Raw genomic sequence first — 23,406 nt, 5'->3', positions numbered from 1 at the left:
TTTAGTGTTTTATATTCTGAAAAATATCTATAAATTGCAACAAAAACCGTTCAACCACAGAAAACTGCAATTCATCGAAAAACTTTAGCATTCCGTCGTTAGATATCTTTTGATGTAATAGTTTGTTTTTAATTTCGACAAAAATTATAACAATAAAAGCTCCTAAAACCATGCAGAAAAGAGAAGAATTCAGTTTTTTGAAAGGCACCTGGAAACAGTTAACCAAGCTAAATCATAAAGTCCATCAGCTTATAAACAATATAAACAACGATAAACTGTATGCGATCAATTACTCGAATCTAAAAAGACGATTTACTGAGGAATTGGAGAACTACAAAAACAATCCAGAACTTATCGATATAGACGAATTCTCTATGAACTATTCTTTTGGATATCATTGTTTCAATAACATAGACGACACTTTAAGTAAACAAGCCATGTTTATTGAAGTAAAAAGTTATCTCAAGACCATTCCTATTCGTGCATGCGCATAAATGATCTTTTACTTCATCCAGTTACAACAATCTCATTAAAAAACTAAAGATATATTCGATTAAAAAAATACTTTGCCCTTACTTCATCCCAAAAAATAATAGTTCATTCCGTAGAATTATTAGTATATTCCCCATTCAATTATACAACCATTAAATTTGCCTGAGCCCCTTTGTTATAAGGTTTGTCGGGTAAATGTCGGGTTAAAGACGAGTCAAAAAATTTGAGAAACTAATTCTGAAAACTAATATTGCTGAAGAAAATGAATACAAGTTCTAGTGATCACCAGAATCAAACTAAAAACTTAAGCATTATGAAACAGCCAGAATTAGGTTTAAAAATATCCGAACTCAGAAAATCTAAAGGATTTACTCAAGAAGAACTGGTCGAAAAATGTAATATCAGTGTAAGAACTATACAACGAATTGAAGCCGGAGAGGTAACTCCCAGAAGTTATACTGTAAAAACGATTTTGTCGGCACTCGATTATGATCTCAATCAGATTCAAACTTCGAACTCAAGAGTAACCAAAGAATTTAAAAAAATCTTTCTCCTAGATGTCGATGACAGCAAAGAAGCTGGTTTTTTGAATCGTCAACTTTCCATAGCCTGGATAAGTGGAATTATCTATTTTTTCTTAGGTTTTGCTGAAGTCGCTATCGATTATCTTCGGTATCAACAAGAAGAAATGGTCGTTCATAACGCCGTCTACATTCTGCTTAAATTATTGATTTTAGCTTCAATAATTTTGTTTATTCGCGGATTCGTTCTCACCGGTAAGATCTTAAAAAACTACTTACTGCGTATAACTGCATTCATACTCATATTCATTGGTTGTTTGTTTTACATCTATGACATTGCTTCATTATATGTTGGGGAACTAGACTTTGAATTCGTTCTAGGAGCCCAAGCTATAACCTATGGTGTAATTGGAATTTTATTCGGAATTTCTATACTTCGTTTGCAAAATGCACTGGGAACCTTAGCAACCGTAACCGGAGTATTTGAACTTATTTCCTACGGGTTTATGATTACTATTGTCTTATCACTTCTTGGACTATTTTTTCTTACACCCACTATTATTATGGAAGTAATTTTATTGTATAAGGTATCTGAAATGTTGAAAGCAAAACAGAAAGAAATCGATCTCGAATAACATTAACCACCTCTTTTAAAAACATTTGCTACATATATTGAATATACGTTCAATAAGGCATTTCCTGTGTCCAATTCTAAACACCTTTAAAATGAAAAAAGTATATATTTCTATCGTATTTGTTCTAATAATATCCATTTGCTATTTCTTTTTTGAACCAATTTTTGCCTACGCTGCAGGTTGGAATACAATGCCAACTACAACATCTTTTAAACCTATAATTGATCATCAAGAAGAGGTTTCAAAAGAGGCTGATAGTGTACTCAAAATTATTCATCAACGATTAAAGTCTCCTGCGGTATCTATTGCAGTAGGACAACATGGTAAAATTGCATGGGCCAATGCTATTGGATATGAAGACATAGAAGAAAACACTCGGGCAAGTCTTGATACCAAATTTAGAATTGGGAGCACATCTAAAGCAGTTACTTCTTTGGGAGTAGGCGTATTGCTTCAGAACAATAAACTGAGTCTTAATAGTAAAGTTAAAGATTTTGTTTCTTATGCAAAGGGTCATTTGTCAGACATTTCCTTAAAACAACTAGCTTCCCATACCTCGGGAATAAGAAATTATGGCGCCTGCTTTTGTTTTCCTATTTGGGAATACTATAACAATGACGAATATACAACAGTGCAACAAGGTGTAGAGATCTTTAATAGTGACAAACTACTATTTGACTCAGGAAAAGGTTTTAGCTATAGCAGTTTCAATTACACCCTCTTAAGCGCTATGATCGAAGGAGCCTCAAAAACTACTTTCCCCGAATTTATGCAACAACATGTATTTGAACCAATAAACGCGATGAATATTGTTGTAGAAACTTCAATATTACCAAAAAACACTGCTAAGTTTTATGAAGTATCTGGTAGTGAATACCAAGAAGTTTACAAAGTTAACAATAGTAATAAATGGGCCGGAGGAGGCTTTTTGGCTACACCAACTGATTTGGTTAAAATAGGCAATGCTTTTTTAAATCATCAATTGTTCGATAATGAAACCAGAGCAATGCTTATTAAACCAGTTACTCTGGATAATGGAGAAGTTAATGAGCAAGAATATGCCATTGGTTGGAGAAACAATACCAAAGATATTTTCAACGATGGTAAAAAAATAACCATCTGGCATCATGGGGGTATTGCCAACGGGTCTATATCGTTATTAGCTTTATTTCCAGAACATAATTTATCAATATCGATGCTTGCAAATAAAAATGGATCTTCTTCAGATTTATTTGAGAATGTATATGCAATTGCAAAATTGTTTATACAAACAGAATAGCGAGCAGTATTTCAAACATCAAAAAGCGAGACAGTAAAAAGACCGGGGAAACCCCGGTCTTTTAAATTCACAACTCAACAATTTTTGAATTAGCCTATCTCAATGAGATTTTGCGCACCGCTCCGGCACCTCCAAACTCGGAAATGTAAAGTGCTTTACCATAAAGATCAGATGTAATACCATTAGGACCATTAAATGAAGCTTCAGCAGCGGGTCCATCTACAACTGCAGCGTCTCCAGTTCCTGCAAACTCCTCAACCTGACCATCTAGAGTTACTCTAAATATTTTATTTACTGCAATTCCGGTAGCAAAAACAGAATTTCTAACCACAGTAATATATCCTATCCCAAAACCGTTAACAACGACATTAGGAATATTTGCTATTAATGAAACTTCTCCATTAGGTGTAATTGATAAAATATCTGCGGTTGCAAAATTTCCAACTACCAAATTCCCATTACGATCAAAATCAATTCCTACTCCCCCTGCCAATCGCGAATCATTGGCATAAACACTTACCTCTCCTTCTGGTGTAATTTTATGTACCGTAGGTGTAATGAAATTAGAAACGTAAACATTGTTATCATGATCTAAAGCTAATCCTGTTGGCCAGCCTTCTATCGTAGCCAACACCGTTTTTGTTCCGTCTGGAGCAACTTTGAGCACATCTCCTCTGGCAGTATTATTATCGTTATTCACATAGAAATTACCATAGGTATCGATAGCATTCCCTAATGGCCCCGACAAACCTGTAATAAATTCAGAAACATCTCCTTGCTTAGAGATTTTAAATACTCTGGTTCCATTACCCCCCGTATTTACAAATTGTCCATACTCAGAAACATATACATTTCCTCTTCTATCTACCGTAACGGCATCGTTTCCTGCAAAATCTGAAACTATAGTTTCTACTTCTGGATCTGGATCTATACCATCACCATGGCATGAAACACAGATGAATGACACTCCGGTTGCTATAAAAAAAAGTATAGCATAAGTTCTTAAATTTTTGATTGCTGTTTTCATATCGTGATTTTTAAATTCTGTTCGAAAGTATCTCACAAACAGCATAAAAATCGACGCCTTGGATCGACTCGAACCTTTTTCAGGCCACTTTTAGCCTTTTTTTAATATAGTTACTTGGTGTATCATTCGTCTCCAGTTTAAAGGCTTTATTAAAAGTAGATTTTGAATTGAATCCAACATCCATTGCAAGTGCCAAAATAGTATGATACCGATGTTCGTTATTTTCAATTTTTTTCAAAAACTCTTTAATTCTAAAATGGTTGATATAATCATAAAAACTAGTTTTTGTAACCTGATTAAGATACCATGATACATTATGTGTAGAGGTGTTCAACCGTTCAGACAAATCTCTTAGAGTAAGATCGCTTTTTAAAAAGATTTTTTCTACTTCCAAGACATAGCGCAAACCTTGTTTAAGCTTTTCAATTTCTGCTTCAGGCAATCTGGGCTGATTGTTTTTTGCTTTTTCTGATGTAGCCTTCAAGGGAATTCTAAACAATTCAGGTTCCTTTAAACTATAGTACCCAATTACAAAAATAAAAATACAGATTCCTGCCCATAATGCATCATAACCTATAGGGTATAGCGAATATGCAAAAAACTTAGAGGCGATAAAACTGATACCCCACACCAGTAAAAAAACGCCTATAGATATTTGAAAAAACACCAAAAAAGAAACCAAATGTTGTCGATATGAGACTCGATGTTTTTCTTCTTTTTTATATTTCTTAATAAGATTAATATTTAAAAACCAGTAGTATATGTTTAATAAAATCCCAGATCCTTCGATGATAAAAAAAGGAATATTAAAAACTCCAGAATTAATACTTTCTTTGTAATCTTCGACACTAAAAGTCATTCCGTAGAGGAAAAATAAAATTTGCAGCAACGCCGGAGCAAAATGATACCATGGCAATCGATACTTATCATTATTAGAAAAGGCAAGACGGCGTAAATACACATAGCAAAGTGGACCAAATATAAAAATTACCGTATCGATAAGAACGGTCCAACGAAACAGCACTACATCCAAAAACCTAAAATAGATCATTCTCCCAAGTAACATGATCACTGCCATTATTAAAATAAGAGAAAGTATAGTATTTGCAGCTTTGTTTTTGTGTTGCAATACTTGTATAGTGATCGCCAAAAAAATGCCCTGACTAATACCCAGAAAAAGTATAAGGTCTAAAAACTCAAAAGATATCATTCCTAAAAAGCTAAGTAGCATACAAAACTATATTAATGAGGCACTTTTTCGACCGAATGGATATAACCGCACCTATTTAACATTACCTATGATGCTCATAAAGGTATGCATTATTGCTGTTTTGTAATATCTCATATTCTTGTTGAGAGAGTTCTTTTTCTGGAAAGTTATGCAAACTATCTATCACTTGATTTTCGGTTCGCAACCCCATAACCGCAGAACTTACCCCATGATGTTTCAAAACATATTGCATAGCGGTTTGCGAAAGTGTTTTTGAGGCTCCGGTTACCGTTTTTAGACATTCTACACTTTTTTCTACTTGTGATACAGAATGACTTAGGTATTCTTTGGCTGATTTTCCTGCTAACAACCCTTTAGCAACAGTACCTCTTGCCAATACGCCTATATTATTTTTTTGCAGTAACGAGAGACACTTCTCCTCTGGTCTTCGGTCCAGAAGACTGTATTGCATCATTACACTGGTGATATTCGATTTTTCGACATATTCACGAATCACATTGGGCCGTATAGACGAAATACCATAATATCGTATTTCACCTTGTTTCTTAAGGGTTTCAAAAGCATCAATAATTTCATCGATAGGATCATCAATGGTTCCCCCGTGCAACTGATACAAATCTATATAATCTGTTTGCAGTCGTTGTAAACTTTTATGAACGGCAGTAAGAATATAATTTTTGCGAGGATTCCAATCCCAACCACTGCCATCGCTTCGCCATTTATTCCCAACTTTGGTCGCAATCGACACCTTATGTCTATGCGCTTTTAACGCATTTCCCAGCAAAATTTCGTTTTGACCCTGATCATACAAATCTGAAGTATCAAAAAAGTTCACCCCGTAATCTATGGCTTTATGAAGTAGAGAGATTGCATTTGGATTTTGATAATCCAAAGACATACCTCCAAAGGATAAAGCACTTATGCTAATATCTGAATTACCTAGTTGTCGATATTCCACAATTATTTTTTCATAAAGGTAGTATCAAAAATGATAAAAAGCATCTTCTAGATGTTCTATTTGTGTTCCCAAAGTATTTTGAATAATGGCAACAATATCAAATCTCACCTCTACATCTAGATCGTTCTCGGTGATATATTGATCTAGTGCTTTTACCACAGATTGTATCTGTTTGGGTTTCACAAAATCTTGAGGATTACCAAAGTCTGGAGTACTTCTTGTTTTTACTTCAATAGCTACCAGAACCTCATTTATTTTTGCAATAATATCGACTTCAGATTTTTGATAGCGATAATTTCGCTCCAGAATCTCGTAACCTTTTCTTTTCAGAAATTCAACAGCCAACTGCTCTCCTTTATTACCTAATTCGTTATGTTGAGCCATAGCTACAAATATTCTAATTGCGTTTGTGTATCAGTAACCTTCAAAAAGGCCTCTGCTCCCAAAATTAAGGGTCGATTATCTTCAAGATGCCCCATAGGGAACTTAAAAGCCACCGGAAAATTGTAATCTTTTACAATATCAAGAATGATTCGTTTCGGTTTTTTTCCAAAAGATATATTATTATCGTGCATTTTGGTCATTCCACCAACAATTAGACCTGCAAGATTTTCAAAATATCCATTTCTTTTAAGGTTTTGGAGCATACGATCAATATGATATAAATACTCATCAAGATCCTCGATGCATAATATCTTCCCAGTCGTATCTATTGCCGAGGGAGAACCACACATTGAATATAGCATTGATAAATTACCTCCAACAAGTTGCCCTTTTGCTTCTCCTGCTATATTTTTCTTTGAAGAGGATATATTGTAACCAGAACTTTTCCCGAAAATACAATCTTTAAAAGCCTGAATAGCAACCCTTGTCCCTTTATGAAAATCTACTGGCATAGCAGCATGTATAGTAGCTACATCAAGATTATGAATATGTGAATGTAACACAGTGATATCAGAATAACCTATTACCCATTTAGGATATTTTACAAATCTTGAAAAATCAATTTGATCTACGATCCTAACGGTACCATATCCTCCCCTAGCGCACCATATTGCTTTTATTTCGGGGGTATCGAGCATATTCTGAAAATCTACCAATCGCTCCTGATCACTCCCTGCAAATTGATCATATTTCAAACCAATTGTTGAACCTATTATCGGTATTAAACCCCATCTTTTTATGATCTCTACAGAATCCTGAATTTCGCGCATATCAATCTTTCTGGCGGTAGAAACGATAGCTATTTTATCCCCTTCCTTAAGGAAATCGGGTTTAAACATGTCTTAAAATTTCAAAATTATGATACTAATTAACAAATACTTTCGTTATTATCTATTATATTGTGTTGAATTTGTCCCTCAACTTACTATTAAACCCTATATGCCTATGATATCTGATACTTCGTGTAATTTAGATTCCTTGGACGTTTATGTACCTTCTCCAGAGAACCCTTGGAACGTATCAAAAATAAATCATTTGTATCGCAGAGCCGGTTTTGGAGCTTCCAAAGCAGAGGTTTTGGCAGCACTTGCTCAAAACGACCCTTCTGCTCTTGTAGATTCTTTAATCGACCAAGCTATAGCATTAAACACCACGCCCCCTCCTATTTGGAGCACCTGGAATCGTGATCAGTTTGAAGCTGCCGAAGATGCTAACCCCGATAATGATCTTGGATTTTACCGTAGAGAAGGTAAAAATCAAATGGTTAATGATTTAATTCAGAATAGAGTTCGAGATCGTTTGACCCTATTTTGGAGTAATCATTTCGTAACTGAAGATGACACCTATAGAAGTCCCGCATACCAAACCCAATATTATAGTCTTTTGCAACTACATGCATTGGGTAATTTTAGAGATTTTGTATATGACATAGGAATCTCTAATGCTATGTTGGTATACCTTAATGGTGATGAAAATATTAGAGACAGGCCTAATGAAAATTATGCTCGAGAATTATATGAACTTTTCTCTTTGGGTGTAGACAATGGCTATGATGAAGATGATATTCAGGAAACGTCAAAAGCACTTACAGGATATGTTGATACCAATGATATCCCTTGGGGTGATATTTTGTTCAACCCTGGACAATTTAGCAATGATACCAAAACTATTTTTGGGCAAACCGGAAACTGGGGATATGATGATGTGATCAATATTCTCTTTCAGGAAAGAGCCTCTCAAGTAGCAACCTTTATATGTTCAAAATTATATGCATATTTTGTGAGCCCAACGTGTAGCGACGCAATTGTAGCACAAATGGCACAAACCTTTATTGCTAATAATTTTGAAATTGCTCCAGTACTAAGACAACTGCTAAAAAGTCAACACTTTTTTAATCAGGAAGCTATAGGTGCTGTAATTAAAAGTCCTTGTGATTTACTAATATGTTTCTACAATGAATTAGGTTTTACTCTTACCAACACCGATGTAAATGACTACATAAGAGGTACAGTAAGAATATTGGGGCAGGATGTACTTAATCCAATTGACGTAGAAGGATGGCAGGGAGACGAAGACTGGATAAGCCCAGATTTACTCATTGGTCGCTGGGAAAGTGCTCGATTTTTAGTGAATAGAGCTTGGAGTGAAAACCAGCAACAGTTTAGAGATTTCGTGGTAGGGTTACCTATTGGTACTGCTGCCGATGGAAATCTGCAAACCACCTTAAGCGGACCCGAAGTAGATATTGTGGTGCGCGCCTTGGTGAATTACTTTTTCCCTCGTGGAATGGAGGACACAGTAATTTTTAATGAAATTTCAGGTGTATTTAGGGATATAGATGCCTTTCCACCTAGTTACTACGAACCAGATGCCGTTGCTCCGGCTAGATGGTCATTAGATCGCCAGGAAGTGGCAGAACAGTTTTATGCCTTCCTGAACTACATCGTAGACATCCCCGAATTTCAACTTAAATAAAATTACTATGTGCAATAATCACCACCATTCAAATATAAAACTAGACAAAAACGGTAATTGTAATACCGATGAACATAAGAATTGGAATCGCCGGTCTTTTTTACAAGCCTTAGGACTTGTAGGAGGAGGATCGATGATGCTGGCCAATACTCCACTCTCAGTTTCTAAGCCATCGCCTTTATCTATGGCATTAAGTCAAGCTGAAACTGATAAAATTTTAATTTTAGTAAGACTTCAAGGAGGTAATGATGGCTTTAACACCATTATACCCGTGTACGACTATGATATTTATGCCAATGCGCGACCACTCATACGTATCCCTCCTAGTGAATTTATTTCGCTAAATGACGATTTTGCTATGCCTAAGCCCATGAACAAACTTGAAGGTGTTTGGGGAGATGGTAAAATGAAAGTAGTGCATGGCGTTGGTTATGAAAACTCCTCACTATCTCACTTTAAAGGTTCTGATATTTATGCCAACACCAACTTGGTAGAAGATGATCGTACCGGTTTTATGGGGAGATATTTTAGTGAGATATATCCTGACTATTTTTTCAATCCACCGGCAAGTCCTCCATCTATTCAGATTGGAAGTATTGGAAATTTAGTTTTTAAAGGGACTGAAAGTGATTATTCTTTTGCGGTTTCTGACCCCAGAAGATTACTTCAAATTATAGAAAACGAGACTTTCTATAATCTAGACGACATTGATGAAAATTGCACCTACGGAGACAAATTAAGATTCCTTAGAGAAGCAACAAACACAACGTTTAATTATGCAGAAGTTATTAGTGCTGCCTATGAAAGATCAACAGATTTTGGAGGCTACCTAGATGACAGTTTAGGAAGGCAGTTTAGTATCATTTCGCGATTAATTAAAGGAGGTTTGGGGACAAAAGTGTATTTAGTTACTCTTGGAGGTTTCGATACACATAATAATCAAATTCAACGACACCAACAATTACTTACTTCATTCTCTGAAGCGATAAGTAATTTCTATGCAGATTTAACTGCTGCAGGATGGGATGACAGAGTACTTTCAATGACGATGTCTGAATTTGGGCGTAGGTTTAGAGAAAATGGATCTTTAGGTACCGACCATGGTACTGCTGCACCAACCATGTTCTTTGGAACCGGGCTTAACGGAAGTGGTTTTGTAGGAGAACACCCAGATTTAAATGATCTTACTCGAGGAGGAAATGTTACCAACACTACCGATTTTAGACGTGTATATGCTACCGTAATGAAAGATTGGTTGTGTGTAGACGAAGCTATGGTGGGTAGAGCATTACTAGATACCAACGGAGGCCCTTTTGAATCTCTTGATTTAGGATTCAACTGTTCTGGCACTAACCCTGGCATACCTACAGATGGTGAGAGCTTAGCCCATATACCTACATATAGCGACAGTCAGACTTATATTAATATTGTAAGTCCGCAAACCACTCATATTGAAGTAACACTTTACAATGTAGTGGGTCAAAAAGTAGCAACATTGGCAAATGAAATGCTTATGGAAGGCGTGAATATGGTAGTAAATGTAAAAGAATCTGCCAATACTCGATTGAGTACTGGTCCATATGTATATCAAATTCAGACCAATAACGGCAATTTCAGTAAGTCGATAGTAATATCATAAAAAACAAGTATATATTCCTGTCAGTATTCTTCAAAAACAAATGAGGTTTCTGACAGGTTTTTTTGTGCCTGTTTTTATTACCTTTGTGCCTTATTTTTAAGTTATGAGCACACAGGGAAGATACACCATTACGGCAGCTTTACCATATACCAACGGACCCATTCATATTGGTCATTTGGCAGGAGTTTATGTTCCGGCCGATATTTATTCACGATACCTTAGAATTACCGGTAACGATGTTGCCTTTATCTGTGGTAGTGATGAGCATGGAGCCGCCATTCCTATGCGTGCAAAAAAGGAAGGCGTTTCACCTCAGGTAATTATTGATAAGTACCATGCTATCATCAAAAAGTCATTTGCAGATTTTGGTATTTCATTCGACAATTACTCGAGAACCTCTGCCCCTATTCATCATGATACCGCTTCAGAGTTTTTCAAAAAAATGTACGAGGACGGTAAATTTATTGAAGAAACTTCTGAACAATTATACGACCCAGAAGCCGACCAATTTTTGGCAGATCGTTTTGTAACAGGAACTTGTCCGAAATGTGGTTATGAAGAAGCCTATGGTGATCAATGTGAAAACTGTGGTAGCTCACTTAATGCAACAGATTTAATAAATCCTAAATCCACCATATCGGGTGCAGAACCCATTTTAAAGCAAACGAAACATTGGTTTCTACCTTTAAATCAATATGAAGATTTTTTGAAAGAATGGATTCTAAAAGGGCATAAAAAAGACTGGAAAACTAATGTTTACGGGCAAATTAAATCCTGGATCGATGATGGATTAAGACCGCGTGCGGTTACTCGTGATTTAGATTGGGGAATCCCGGTTCCTGTAGAAGGAGCTGAAGGAAAAGTATTATACGTATGGTTTGATGCTCCCATTGGATATATCTCCTCTACCAAAGAATGGGCAGAGCGAGAAGGGAAAGATTGGGAACCTTATTGGAAAGATGTAAACACGAAGCTTGTGCATTTTATAGGTAAAGACAATATCGTTTTTCATTGTATTATCTTCCCAAGTATGTTGAAAGCCGAGGGGAGTTATGTACTGCCAGAAAACGTGCCCGCCAATGAGTTTTTAAATCTGGAAGGAAATAAATTATCTACTTCCAAAAATTGGGCGGTTTGGTTACATGAATATTTAGAAGAATTCCCAGACAAGCAAGACGTACTTCGGTATGTACTTACAGCCAATGCTCCTGAAACCAAAGACAACGATTTTACCTGGAAAGACTATCAAGCTCGCAACAACAATGAACTAGTAGCCATCTTTGGTAATTTTATCAATAGAGTTGTAGTACTTACACATAAATATTACAATGGCGTGGTTCCAACACCTGATGCATTTTCTGAAGTAGATGAGCAAACATTAAAAGAACTTAAAGCTTATCCAGCCGTTATCTCAAGTTCAATAGAACGATATAGGTTTAGAGAAGCAAGTCAAGAGCTAATGAATGTTGCTCGTCTGGGGAACAAATATTTGGCAGATGAGGAACCCTGGAAACTTATTAAAACTGACGAAGAACGCACTAAAACAGTAATGTATGTAGCCTTGCAAATTGCTTCTGCGTTAGCGACATTATGCGAACCATTTTTACCATTTACCAGTACGAAGCTGAAAAATATTCTAGCTCAATCTGATGTATCGTGGAATGATGTTTCTGAAAAAGAAGTATTGCTTCCAGCAGATCATCAAATCCAAAAAGGAGAACTATTATTCTCAAAAGTAGAAGACAAAGAAATTCAAAAACAATTGGAGAAATTGGAAGCTACCAAAAAAGCGAACGAAGCCGAAAACAAAACTGTTGAACCACAAAAAGAAACTGCTACGTTTGAAGATTTCACTAAATTGGATATACGTGTTGGAACGATAGTAGAAGCCGAAAAAATGCCAAAAGCCAAAAAGTTATTGGTACTTAAAGTAGATACAGGTATAAACACAAGAACAATAGTATCTGGAATAGCAGAACATTTTACTCCAGAAGAAATTGTGGGTAAAAAAGTAACTGTACTCGTTAATCTTGCTCCCAGAAAACTACGTGGTGTAGAGAGTGAAGGTATGATTTTAATGACAGAAACTCCCGAAGGTAAATTAGTATTCTTAAATCCTGACGAAGACGGCATTAATCCAGGAGCTGTAATAAATTAAGCCTAAAAAGGTAACAAATCACCCTGTCATTACATTAATTAGGAAAACATATTAATGAGTAAGATTATTTTTACACTTTTATTGATCTCTTTTTTTGTGCAATCGGTACAATCACAAGAATTACTTTCAGAAAATGAATTAGCACTAAAATCAAGTTTAAGCGAACGAAGAGAGTCCATTCCGATCATCGATACGCTTACAAATGATTTATCTCTATTTATAATTGATAGAAAAAATATTCATTTCAATAAATTCGATAAAGAATTCAAAGTAATTGACCAGCAAAAATTTGAGAGACCAAAATCTCAAATAAAAAAATTCTTAGAAAAAGTACACCCTAGTAAAGAAGAGTATTTATTTCTGCTATCTAATGACACCAGAAAGAAGTTTGAACTATTAAAAATCAATACCCACCAGCAGGAAATAAAAGTAATTCCAACATCGTTTTTATCTGATAAAGAATATTATTTAAAAACCTTTACCTATAAAAATCAAATTTGTGTTTTAACGGTTTTTCGTAAAACTTCTAAAGTAAATATTCATAAAATTAGTAGAGACGGAAAAGCAAAAACTTTGACCTACGATTTAACCAGTGAGGAGTTCTTCGATAAATTTGACAAGAAAATATCCTTATACAAATCATTTATTGTTTCCAACAATGGAGCAACAAGATCAACTTTTGGTATTGAACATATAAAAGAAGATATACCAAATGCTTTAGAATCTACTTCCAAACTAGTAAAGCTATACCAACAAAAAGAAAACCTTATTCTAACCATAGATAATGGCCATAAATATACTCAGCTCATTACTTTTAACTTGGAGAGTGATTCTAATTTCGAAGTTAACAACTTTGAAAAAGTACAATTACTAAGTGCTTCTGAAACTAATAAATCCTTTACCAAATCAAATTCTTTGATTTCAAAAAACAGATTGTATCAAATTATTGGACTTAAGGGAGAGATGAAATTTACGGTAAAAGACCTCAACTCTAAAGAGCTGATTAAATCATTTTCATTACAAAAAGAAGATTCTATTTCTTTCAAAAATTCTCCAATAATTCAGGAAGGAGGATACTATGTAAACTATAGAGAAATGGAAAAAACCCAAAAATTCCTACGAAAAATTGCAGCTGGAAATATGGGTATTTCTGTTTATCATAGAGGTAATGATATTAATGTAACTTTAGGAGGAGTACAACAAACTTCTTATGCATATCCTATGATGGGCTTTGGGGCGATTGGAGGTGTTATGACCGCCGTTGCAACCTCAATGATGACACCAACATATTATGCTTACGCTAGTTATTCTTCATCGAAATCTACCCGAATTATTTGCTTATTTGATAGCAACATGTCTCATATAGATGGAGAACTATCTCCCAATGCATTTGATAAAATAAAAGATTTCTCGAAAGAGGTTCTCAATAAAAAAGCAGAAACAGTTTTTAAATACAATGGGCATTATGTCTATGGATATTATGAATCTCTAAAAAAGAAGTATTTTCTTAGAAAGTTTGAGGACTAACCAATACATCCTTAACATTTTTATACATAAAGCTAAAATGCACTATGGCTATTTCGATACAGAAGACAAGATATACAAATTGCTTACATTCGAACACAAGTTTACACTTAGGCCAGTATCTTCATTCTATGAAGATGCATGTTTTTGTACAGAAAGCGTTTTTTTTAAGTCCATATTCCAGATCTTCGATAAAACATAATCACAAACAATGAATAAGCTCATTTTAATTTTTGCTCTACTTTTTTTCTGTGCTCAACCTTTACTTGCTCAAAAAATTGTGGCATTCAGTGACATAGAACTAAAGAAAAACAGAGATGTTGTTCCAATTACTAATGTTGAATCTAATAAACTATCATTATTTATTTCGGACAAAAAAAACATATACCTGAAGAATTATAATCAAAAATTTGAATTGATCAATGAAACAACATTTCCCAGACCTAAATCGAAATTAAAAAACATAATCGAGGGTGTAAATTCTTCTGAAAACGAATATATCTTTTTACTTAATAATGAAATATCTAAAAAGTTTGGTCTTCTAAAGATCAATTCATCTGAAAAAACGGTTAACATAATTGAGAATTTGGCGGTTAACTATGATCAGTATATACTTACTTTTAAGTATAGAAATCAAATTTATGTGGCAACCATTGAAAAAGACACATCAAAATTGTTCATTCATAAATTGGAAAATGACGGATCAATGCAGAGTATTGAATATGACTTATCAGATGAAATTTTCTATAATAAGAAAAATAAAGAAGTTTCCTTATATGAAGCACTGCTTCATAAAGTTAATGCACTAGATCCGGGAAAATTAAAAATCGATTATATTGAAGCCTCTATTCCTAATTCTTTAGAAAAGACTTCGAGTCCAGCAAAGCTTTTTATTAGTAAAAATAAAGCTCATATAGTACTTGATAAAGGGCAAAAACTTTCGCAAATAATTACCCTATCCTTAGATTCGTCTATTGCCGAGGTTGATAACTTTAAAAAAGTAGAATTGTCCAATGATAATGGTATCAAATCAAATTCTTTCATATCAAAAGGTAATTTATATCAACTAATTGCTTCCAAAGAGAGAATGAAGTTTATGATTACCGATATTTCTTCAAAAGAATTGATTAAAGAAATACAACTTACACAAAATGACCCTATAAACTTTAAGAACACACCTATAATTCAAGAAGGAGGAAGTTATACTAATTATAGAGAAATGGAAAAGACGCGAAAGTTCTTAAGAAAGATAACCTCTGCAAATGTGTCGGTATCGGTATACCATCGCAATGATAGTACAGAAATTACCCTTGGAGGAATAAAAGAATATATCGCTTTGAGTTCACCAGGTCTCACTGGGTTTAATTTTCCTGGACTAAACCTTGTATACGAAACTCCTTTTTTTAGCGCATACAAAAGCTATGAAAGTTCAAAGTCTACGTATATAAAATGCTTATTTGATAACGATTTTAAACATATTCAAGGAGAAGTACAAAAAAATGCTTTTGATAAAATTAAAGGATTAAGGGACCAGATTTTTGATGAAAATACTGAAACCATCTTCAGGTTTAATAATCAATTGATTTATGGATATCACTATCCAAAGCACCATAAATATTATTTAAGAACTTATGAATACTAGCTTCTAAAAATCACTCTGTTACTGGGGATTTTGATTCTTCATCAACTTCAATATCTTTTCTAAGATCAAGTTTCCTAAACGCTGGGGAAATTACTGAGGTAAGAATCACCGTAAGCAAGGTCATACTCCCTCCAAATACCACTGCGGTTACCGTACCCATGTATTTGGCAGTAATACCACTTTCGAAAGCACCTAACTCATTTGAGGAGCCTACAAATATTGAATTTACCGAAGATACTCTTCCTCTCATATGATCTGGCGTTTTAAGTTGCAATATCGTTTGTCGCACCACCATTGATATACCATCTGTTACACCACTAAAAAATAGTGCTACTACCGATATCCAAAAAACAGAAGATAATCCAAATACGATAATACATACTCCAAATCCAAAAACAGCCAACAACAGTTTTTTTCCTGCATTTTTATTAATTGGGAAATAGGCGGTAGTAAACATAATGATAAATGCTCCAACAGCAGGAGCTGCTCTTAAAACTCCAAATCCCTGAGGTCCTACTTTAAGAATATCTTGTGCAAAAACTGGCAATAATGCTACTGCACCTCCAAAAAGAACAGCTACCATGTCCAAAGTAAGCGCTCCTAGTACTGCTTTGGTCTTAAAAACAAATTGAATCCCTTCTTTTAAACTTTTTAATACAGGTTCACCAATATTGGGATTCATAATTGGTTTTTTAGGAATTCTCATCAAGCAAACAAAAGCAAATGTCGCCCACCCTACAATGACCAACATAGCCCAATTTACACCGATTAGATTTATGGCAAAACCTGCTAAAGCTGGTCCTAGCACAGCGCCAATTTGCCAAGTCGAGCTGCTCCAGGTAGCAGCATTGGGATATACTTTCTTGGGAACCAACAACGCCAAAAGAGAAAAAATAGTTGGCCCCAAAAATGCTCGAACCACTCCCCCACAAAATACTAGAACATAAATCCCAACCAAGATAGTAGATTGTTTAAAAGAAGTAGTAATACCGGGTGAGGTTAAAAAAAACAAACCTAAACTAATGCTTAAAAACCCTAAGATACAGATACGAAGTAGATTTCTCTTTTCTTTTTGATCAACAATATGTCCAGCAAATAAAGCCAAAGACACTGCAGGAATCACTTCCATAAGGCCTATGATTCCCAAAGAAAGGGGATCTTTTGTAATACTATAGACTTGCCATTCTATAACGATAAACTGCATGGTCCAAGCCATGACCAGAGAAAAACGAAGTACTAAAAACACACTGAATTCTTGATATCGTAATGCCGAATACGGATCGTTTTTCATGAAAGAGGAATTTGTTGGGGTAAAGATATGGTATTACATCAAAATTTATCTCAACGTAAACTTAAATCCCCTCAATATCAAAAAAGATAGTATCTTCGTTCGTGCTTTGATGAATTTATTATTGCTATCGACCAAATGCTCAAAATAGCGTATCATTCTATTTACACTCATCCCTTGCCCGAAAAACATCGGTTCCCAATGATCAAGTACGAATTGCTTCCAAAGCAACTATTGTATGAAGGCACATGTGTAGAAGATAATTTTTTCACTCCCAAGGTCCCCAGCACTCAACCAATTTTGGCAGTACACACCCAAGCATACTTTAATGAACTTATCGAACTTACCTTGGATCCAAAAGCAGCCAGAAAAATTGGATTCCCTTTGTCTAAAGAATTGGTAGATCGCGAAGTGATCATTGCAGATGGAACTATTAAAGCATCAGAATATGCGTTGCAAAATGGTATTGCCATGAATATTGCGGGAGGTACGCATCATGCATATACCGACCGAGGAGAGGCATTTTGTTTACTAAACGACCAAGCCATTGGGGCCAGATATATATTGCAAAACAAACTAGCTACAAAAATTTTAATTGTTGATTTAGATGTACATCAAGGTAATGGGACTGCCGAGATTTTTGGTGATGACCCAAATGTGTTTACATTTTCAATGCACGGAGCAAAAAATTATCCTTTTAAAAAGGAGATTTCTGATTTAGATATTGCATTACCCAACGATATCGATGATACCGAGTACCTTACTATTTTAAAAGACACGCTGCCCAAGCTTATCCAAAAACAACAACCTGATTTTATTTATTACCTGTGCGGGGTAGATATTCTATCTACAGACAAATTAGGAAAACTAGGATGCTCCTTAGAAGGATGTAAAGAAAGAGATAGATTTGTGCTGCAAACCTGTAAAGATTTAAAAATCCCTGTGATGTGCTCTATGGGGGGTGGTTACTCTCCAGATATAAAAACTATTATAGAAGCACATGCCAATACCTTCAGGCTAGCTCAGGATATTTTCTTTTGACATTCTTATTAATCGTTTGTAAACGAATATTTATCGTATCTTTCTCAATTATAAAATCTTAGTCATGAGGTTACCATACATATATCTCCTTCTTGTCCTGTCTATTTCGACAACTTTTGCTCAGAATAACCCTTCGAATGTCTTGAAGTTTACCGACGGTATGAACTCTCCTAAAGCTTCTTTACAGGAGATCTCATGGATTAGCGGATATTGGCGAGGAGAAGCCTTTGGTGGTACAACCGAAGAAATTTGGAGTGATCCCTTGGGTAATTCTATGATGTTTTCTTTTAAGTTGGTTGTAGATAATGAAATACAGTTCTATGAAGTAGGCGGCATTACCGAAAATAACAACACTTTACTATTACAGCTCAAGCATTTTCATGGAGATTTTAAAGGCTGGGAAAAGAAAGATGAAACTGTAGATTTTAAGCTGGTAAAAGTCGAGAAAGATCGAGTATATTTTGACGAGTTTACTTTTGAAAAAATTAGCGATAATGAAATAAACCTTTATGTTGTCGTGCATAATAAAGATGGCTTCAGTGACGAGGTAAAATTCAATTACAAAAGAAAATAATTCATGACTAAAGAATGCCCTGTTTGTGGAAATAAAATTATTGGTCGTGCAGACAAACGATTTTGCAGTGACTACTGTAGGAATTCGTTCAACAATCAATTAAACAAGGATAGCAAAAACTTAATTCGCAACATCAACAACAGGTTACGAAAGAACTATCGTATTCTTGAGGAGTTAAACCCTAATGAAAAAACCAAAACTACTAAGGCAAAATTATTTGCCAAAGGGTTCGACTTTCAACATTTTACCAGTATTTATGTTACCAAAACTGGGAACACCTATTATTTTGTTTATGATCAGGGTTACTTACCTTTGGAGAATGATTTTTACGCTCTGGTAAAAAGAAACTAAGCAATATGGTTGAAGGATTCTCTTTAGTTACAATACCAATGGATGACAATTTGTTTTTCATATTGATTTTTATCCTGATAGTTCTGGCAATAATAGTAATTTCATATTACTTTAATGATAGAAACAAAATACTTAGAAACTTAAAAAAAGTCCCTGTTAAACGTATTGCCTCTATCAAAGAAAATGAGTATGCAAAACTCTTCGGTAAAGCCATAGCCTTAGATACTACATTGGTCTCACCTATCAGCAAGAGAAGTTGTGTATATTATCAAATTAAAGTCGAGAAAAAAGTGAACACCGGAAAAAGTTCTTCTTGGAAAACGATTATAAAAGAAGAAAAATATATCGACTTTGCGCTACAGTCTTTACAAGAAAAAGCGATTATTCATACTAATGGTTCACATAAACTCACCTATCTTGTAAAAGACGTGAAGAAAAGGTCTGGATTTCTTAACGATGCCTCGCAAAACTTAGAACACTACTTAAATCAACATCAGGAAAGTAGTGAAGGTTTTTTTGGTTTAAACAAAACACTACGATACAACGAGGGAGTTATTGAGATTGATGAAGAAATTGCAGTAATGGGCACAGGAAATTGGAAAGAGTCTGATCATAACTTTGATCGTTACTCTTCCAAAACCTTATATCTATCGGGTGATAAAACAAACAAACTATTGATTACTGATGATCCAAAAGCTTTAACGACAGGATAGCAATTATAAATCTCTCCAATGTTGGCTGTTTAATTGAAGTGCCGCTTTCATTACATCTTTTTGACTAATTTGCCCCACTAATTTACCATCTTCCAAAATTGGAAAGCGTCTTCTCTTAGTTTGTAAAAACTTATTGGCAGCATCAAATATATTTAAGTTACCATCAATAGTATCTACATCCCTTACCATAAAACGTTCTACTTTAGCATCATCGATAGGCATATTATAATAACGACTTTCATTTAATTGTTTGATACAATCTCCTTCAGAAATAATTCCTAAAAGTTCATTATTTTCATTTACCACCGGCCCTCCCGAGATTTTATGTTTTACCAAAGTATTAATTACCTCCATAACCGATTGGTCTGGATTAAACGTAATAAGGTCTCTGGTCATATAATCTGAAACTTTTATAGGGGTATCATTTTGCTTCTTCGTCTTAGCTCGTGCCCCTTGAAAACTGATTATTCCCATAATGTTAAGTGATTTAGTGATTACTAAATATAGTGATTTTCAAAAACTTAATCAAACAACCCAATATTTTTATCATACTTATAATTATTTCTTTTCAATTAAAACTTTGTCAAGAATTTGTGCAGACAATACTCATTTCTTTTAACAATTGTTCAATATTTGTGGCTAATTTCTTACCTTTAGCTAAACCAATACACATATGCGAAAATTTTCTTCAACGTTTACGCTCCTCCTCCTACTCGTTTCTATATTTTACACTTTTTACTCCAGCAAATCACATAATATTACCGGCTTAGATACTCCTCCTCAAGAGTTTTCTACCCTGCGCGCATTAGAACATGTAAAAAAAATTGCTGAAGAGCCACACTATTTAGGAAGTAAGGGACATGAAGGTGTTAAAGCTTATATTGTTGGAGAGTTAAAAAAAATGGGGTTACAACCTCAAATTCAACAAGGCTACTCTGTACATAATTCTGGCGACTGTAGCTACCCACAAAATATATTAGCAAAAATTGAAGGAAGTTCTGAGGGTAAAGCTTTATTGCTCATGACCCATTATGACAGCTCTCAACATTCTTCCTTTGGTGCCAGCGATGCGGGAAGCGGAGTTGCAACCATACTTGAAGGAGTTCGCGCATATTTGTCTTCAAACAAAACACCAAAAAATGATATAATTATTTGTATCACCGATGGAGAAGAATTAGGACTTAACGGAGCCGATCTTTTTGTAAGAAAACACCCTTGGGCAAAAGAGGTTGGGGTAGCTCTTAATTTTGAAGCCCGAGGAAGTGGAGGTGACTCTTATATGCTATTAGAAACCAACGGTAAAAATGGTAAAATGATGCAGGAATTTGCTAAAGCCGGAGTAAAATATCCTGCGACCAATTCTCTAGCCTATAGCATCTATAAAATGCTACCCAATGATACCGATTTAACGGTACTTCGGGAGCAAGGTGATATCGAAGGATTCAATTTTGCATTTATCGATGACCATTTTGATTACCATACCTCAAACGATACTTGGGAAAATCTGGATCTAAGCACTCTTCAGCATCAAGGGAGTTATCTCATGCCATTGCTATCCTATTTTTCAGAATCTGATTTGAGTACCATGAAATCGGATCGGGACTATATTTATTTTAACACTCCGCTCTTTACCCTGGTCAAGTATCCTTTTAGTTGGATATTTATACTACTTATTATTGCTATTGTACTTTTTATCGGATTAATTTTCTATGGCAAGACTGCGTATAGAATAGATTTTAAAGAAGTACTAAGAGGCTTCGCCGCTATGCTTATAGTAATGAATCTAGCAGGGTTTCTTACTTTTGGTATTTGGGAACTTCTCAAAATTATTTATCCCCAATACAACGAGATACAACATGGTTTTACTTATAATGGGCATACCTATATTACCATTTTTGTACTCCTATCAATTGCCATTTGTTTCAAGGTATATAAACGATTTAGCAAAGCCGAAAATTTACCAAGTTTAATGATTGCTCCTTTATTTATGTGGTTGGTACTATCAGGATTAGCCGCATTTTATTTACAAGGTGCCAGTTATTTTGTGATTCTGGTATATTTTGGTTTGATTTCTTTATTTGTACTCATTCGTCAAAAGAAACCTAATCCATACCTGATGGTAGTGCTATCACTTCCTGCTATTTTTATTCTTGCTCCATTTATCGCGATGTTTCCTGTAGCTTTAGGACTTAAAATCTTGTTTGTTTCTGCAATACTTACTACGTTATTATTTGGTGCATTATTACCGGTTGTTGATTTTTACAAAAGAAAAAATATATTAGGTAACATTGCATTGGTATTTACCTTAGTATTTTTGATATCTGCTCACCTAAATTCAGATTTTACCGAAGAGCGTCAAAAACCAAATAGTTTGGTATATATTCTGGACACCGACAAAAACAAAGCAGTTTGGGCAACGTATGATAAACTTCTAGATTCATGGACCAAAAATTACATCACTCCAGAGTCTAATATTGCAGATACCTACAACGCAAATGCTTTGCAAAGCAAATACGGAAGGTCTTTTGCCTATGCCAACGATGCTCCCTTAAAGAGAGTGCGCGTACCAAGAGTAGATATAAGCAGAGATACGGTCGTTGGAAACCTAAGATATCTCGATGCCTGTCTGGCACCACAACGAGAAATTAAACGAATAGATGTGTATACTAAAACAAAATTCAATTTTGATTCTCTGTATGTAAATGGAGTGACCGCTTCAGATTTTGAATATTCAGACGGGAAAACATATAACGCCTATACCCAACGTTGGAAACAACACCTATTAACGTATTATGTGAGTAAAAACGATCCTTTAGAGTTAAAAATGCAATTTCATAAGGATTCTATTCCCGAATTTGTCTTCTACGAATCTTCATATGATCTATTACAGAACGAGCTTTTCTCTATACCCGCAAGAGATGAAAATATGATTCCGAAGCCATTTGTTTTGAATGATGCGGTAATCATTAAGAAAAGTTTTATTGTACCAGAGTACCAGGAAAAGAAAACAGATAGTATTTTTGTAGGTATCGAAGAACCTATTGAAAATGAATAATTCAATTTTACGACAAGTAACCGACATTCAAGTTCAAGCAGACAGATTAATCAAAGAAAAAGTTAGTCTAGAACAAATAGAACAATTTGGGCAATACTCTGATGAAATCAAGACATTTCTTTTAAATCATATTGAGGATGAATTTATTCTTAATTACATTAATGAAATTCCTAATCTCGATTTAAGTACAGAAAGCAAAACCACGGGAATTATTGATCTTTTGGCTATGTTTTTTGGAGGAATTGGCGGCTCATATTATAGGGAGAAACGAAAAATAGATAGTGCAAAAGAATCCATTAAAGATATTCGAAACAAATATGCTTCTTCGGAATTCATGCTTAAAAATTATTTTGGATAAG

The 23,406-nt window shown here is 34.7% G+C and carries 21 protein-coding genes; 14 read left to right on the top strand and 7 right to left on the bottom strand.

Going from position 1 to position 23,406, the window contains the following annotated elements; all coding sequences use genetic code 11:
* The first annotated feature begins 170 nt into the window (after positions 1-170).
* From M0D21_RS19485 to M0D21_RS19475, 3 genes are all read left to right on the top strand, one after another.
* Complete coding sequence (locus tag M0D21_RS19485; RefSeq protein ID WP_248332598.1) at positions 171-494, top strand: hypothetical protein; 324 nt, start codon at positions 171-173, stop codon at positions 492-494.
* Positions 495-805: 311 nt separating this feature from the next.
* A complete protein-coding gene (locus tag M0D21_RS19480) occupies positions 806-1,648 on the top strand; it encodes a helix-turn-helix domain-containing protein (protein ID WP_248332596.1) in 843 nt (280 codons plus the stop codon).
* 91 nt (positions 1,649-1,739) lie between these two features.
* Positions 1,740-2,927, top strand: a complete 1,188-nt coding sequence (locus M0D21_RS19475) for a serine hydrolase domain-containing protein (protein WP_248332595.1) — start codon at positions 1,740-1,742, stop codon at positions 2,925-2,927.
* Between the two features lie 94 nt (positions 2,928-3,021).
* Here the strand turns inward: M0D21_RS19475 and M0D21_RS19470 are convergent, their stop codons facing one another.
* The 5 genes from M0D21_RS19470 to M0D21_RS19450 form a co-directional block, all read right to left on the bottom strand.
* Positions 3,022-3,954 carry an NHL repeat-containing protein gene (locus M0D21_RS19470; protein ID WP_248332593.1) on the bottom strand — a complete coding sequence of 311 codons (933 nt, stop codon included), beginning with the start codon at positions 3,952-3,954 and terminating at the stop codon, positions 3,022-3,024.
* Positions 3,955-4,033: 79 nt separating this feature from the next.
* Positions 4,034-5,185, bottom strand: coding sequence for a helix-turn-helix domain-containing protein (locus M0D21_RS19465; protein ID WP_248332591.1), 1,152 nt, complete (start codon positions 5,183-5,185; stop codon positions 4,034-4,036).
* A 61-nt stretch (positions 5,186-5,246) separates the two neighbouring features.
* Positions 5,247-6,143, bottom strand: coding sequence for an aldo/keto reductase (locus tag M0D21_RS19460; RefSeq protein WP_248332590.1), 897 nt, complete (start codon positions 6,141-6,143; stop codon positions 5,247-5,249).
* Positions 6,144-6,167: 24 nt separating this feature from the next.
* The gene (locus tag M0D21_RS19455) at positions 6,168-6,527 is read right to left on the bottom strand and encodes a YraN family protein (RefSeq protein ID WP_248332588.1); all 360 of its coding nucleotides are present in this window, start codon (positions 6,525-6,527) and stop codon (positions 6,168-6,170) included.
* 2 nt (positions 6,528-6,529) lie between these two features.
* Positions 6,530-7,426, bottom strand: a complete 897-nt coding sequence (locus M0D21_RS19450; protein WP_248332586.1) for a S66 peptidase family protein — start codon at positions 7,424-7,426, stop codon at positions 6,530-6,532.
* A gap of 19 nt (positions 7,427-7,445) precedes the next feature.
* On the opposite strand from M0D21_RS19450, the gene M0D21_RS19445 reads away from it, so the two are divergent.
* From M0D21_RS19445 to M0D21_RS19425, 5 genes are all read left to right on the top strand, one after another.
* On the top strand, positions 7,446-9,062 hold the full coding sequence (locus tag M0D21_RS19445) for a DUF1800 domain-containing protein (protein ID WP_248332583.1): 1,617 nt from the start codon (positions 7,446-7,448) through the stop codon (positions 9,060-9,062).
* A 7-nt stretch (positions 9,063-9,069) separates the two neighbouring features.
* Positions 9,070-10,701 carry a DUF1501 domain-containing protein gene (locus tag M0D21_RS19440; protein WP_248332580.1) on the top strand — a complete coding sequence of 544 codons (1,632 nt, stop codon included), beginning with the start codon at positions 9,070-9,072 and terminating at the stop codon, positions 10,699-10,701.
* A gap of 103 nt (positions 10,702-10,804) precedes the next feature.
* A complete protein-coding gene (metG, locus tag M0D21_RS19435; protein WP_248332578.1) occupies positions 10,805-12,859 on the top strand; it encodes a methionine--tRNA ligase in 2,055 nt (684 codons plus the stop codon).
* A gap of 54 nt (positions 12,860-12,913) precedes the next feature.
* Entirely contained in the window at positions 12,914-14,386 is a 1,473-nt protein-coding gene (locus M0D21_RS19430) for a hypothetical protein (RefSeq protein ID WP_248332576.1), read from the top strand.
* 208 nt (positions 14,387-14,594) lie between these two features.
* The gene (locus tag M0D21_RS19425) at positions 14,595-16,025 is read left to right on the top strand and encodes a hypothetical protein (protein WP_248332574.1); all 1,431 of its coding nucleotides are present in this window, start codon (positions 14,595-14,597) and stop codon (positions 16,023-16,025) included.
* A 10-nt stretch (positions 16,026-16,035) separates the two neighbouring features.
* Here M0D21_RS19425 and M0D21_RS19420 read toward each other — a convergent pair whose 3' ends face one another.
* Positions 16,036-17,316 carry an MFS transporter gene (locus M0D21_RS19420; protein WP_248332572.1) on the bottom strand — a complete coding sequence of 427 codons (1,281 nt, stop codon included), beginning with the start codon at positions 17,314-17,316 and terminating at the stop codon, positions 16,036-16,038.
* A gap of 135 nt (positions 17,317-17,451) precedes the next feature.
* Here M0D21_RS19420 and M0D21_RS19415 point away from each other — a divergent pair, with 135 nt between their 5' ends.
* The 4 genes from M0D21_RS19415 (at position 17,452) to M0D21_RS19400 (ending at position 19,992) form a co-directional block, all read left to right on the top strand.
* A complete protein-coding gene (locus tag M0D21_RS19415) occupies positions 17,452-18,354 on the top strand; it encodes a histone deacetylase family protein (RefSeq protein ID WP_248332570.1) in 903 nt (300 codons plus the stop codon).
* Positions 18,355-18,418: 64 nt separating this feature from the next.
* Complete coding sequence (locus M0D21_RS19410; RefSeq protein ID WP_248332568.1) at positions 18,419-18,928, top strand: DUF6265 family protein; 510 nt, start codon at positions 18,419-18,421, stop codon at positions 18,926-18,928.
* Positions 18,929-18,931: 3 nt separating this feature from the next.
* Positions 18,932-19,279 (top strand): DUF2116 family Zn-ribbon domain-containing protein, encoded by a 348-nt coding sequence (locus M0D21_RS19405; RefSeq protein WP_248332566.1) that lies wholly within the window; start codon positions 18,932-18,934, stop codon positions 19,277-19,279.
* A 5-nt stretch (positions 19,280-19,284) separates the two neighbouring features.
* On the top strand, positions 19,285-19,992 hold the full coding sequence (locus M0D21_RS19400) for a hypothetical protein (RefSeq protein ID WP_248332564.1): 708 nt from the start codon (positions 19,285-19,287) through the stop codon (positions 19,990-19,992).
* 3 nt (positions 19,993-19,995) lie between these two features.
* Here the strand turns inward: M0D21_RS19400 and M0D21_RS19395 are convergent, their stop codons facing one another.
* Positions 19,996-20,466 carry a CBS domain-containing protein gene (locus tag M0D21_RS19395; protein ID WP_248332562.1) on the bottom strand — a complete coding sequence of 157 codons (471 nt, stop codon included), beginning with the start codon at positions 20,464-20,466 and terminating at the stop codon, positions 19,996-19,998.
* Between the two features lie 199 nt (positions 20,467-20,665).
* On the opposite strand from M0D21_RS19395, the gene M0D21_RS19390 reads away from it, so the two are divergent.
* Positions 20,666-23,047 (top strand): M28 family peptidase, encoded by a 2,382-nt coding sequence (locus tag M0D21_RS19390; RefSeq protein WP_248332560.1) that lies wholly within the window; start codon positions 20,666-20,668, stop codon positions 23,045-23,047.
* A complete protein-coding gene (locus tag M0D21_RS19385; protein ID WP_248332558.1) occupies positions 23,040-23,405 on the top strand; it encodes a hypothetical protein in 366 nt (121 codons plus the stop codon). The genes M0D21_RS19390 and M0D21_RS19385 overlap by 8 nt, the downstream gene beginning before the upstream one ends.
* The last annotated feature ends 1 nt before the right edge of the window (position 23,406 follow it).

This window comes from Aquimarina acroporae, assembly GCF_023195925.1.
Classification (GTDB): Bacteria; Bacteroidota; Bacteroidia; order Flavobacteriales; family Flavobacteriaceae; genus Aquimarina; species Aquimarina acroporae.
This window is presented reverse-complemented; position numbering and strand designations above follow the sequence as displayed.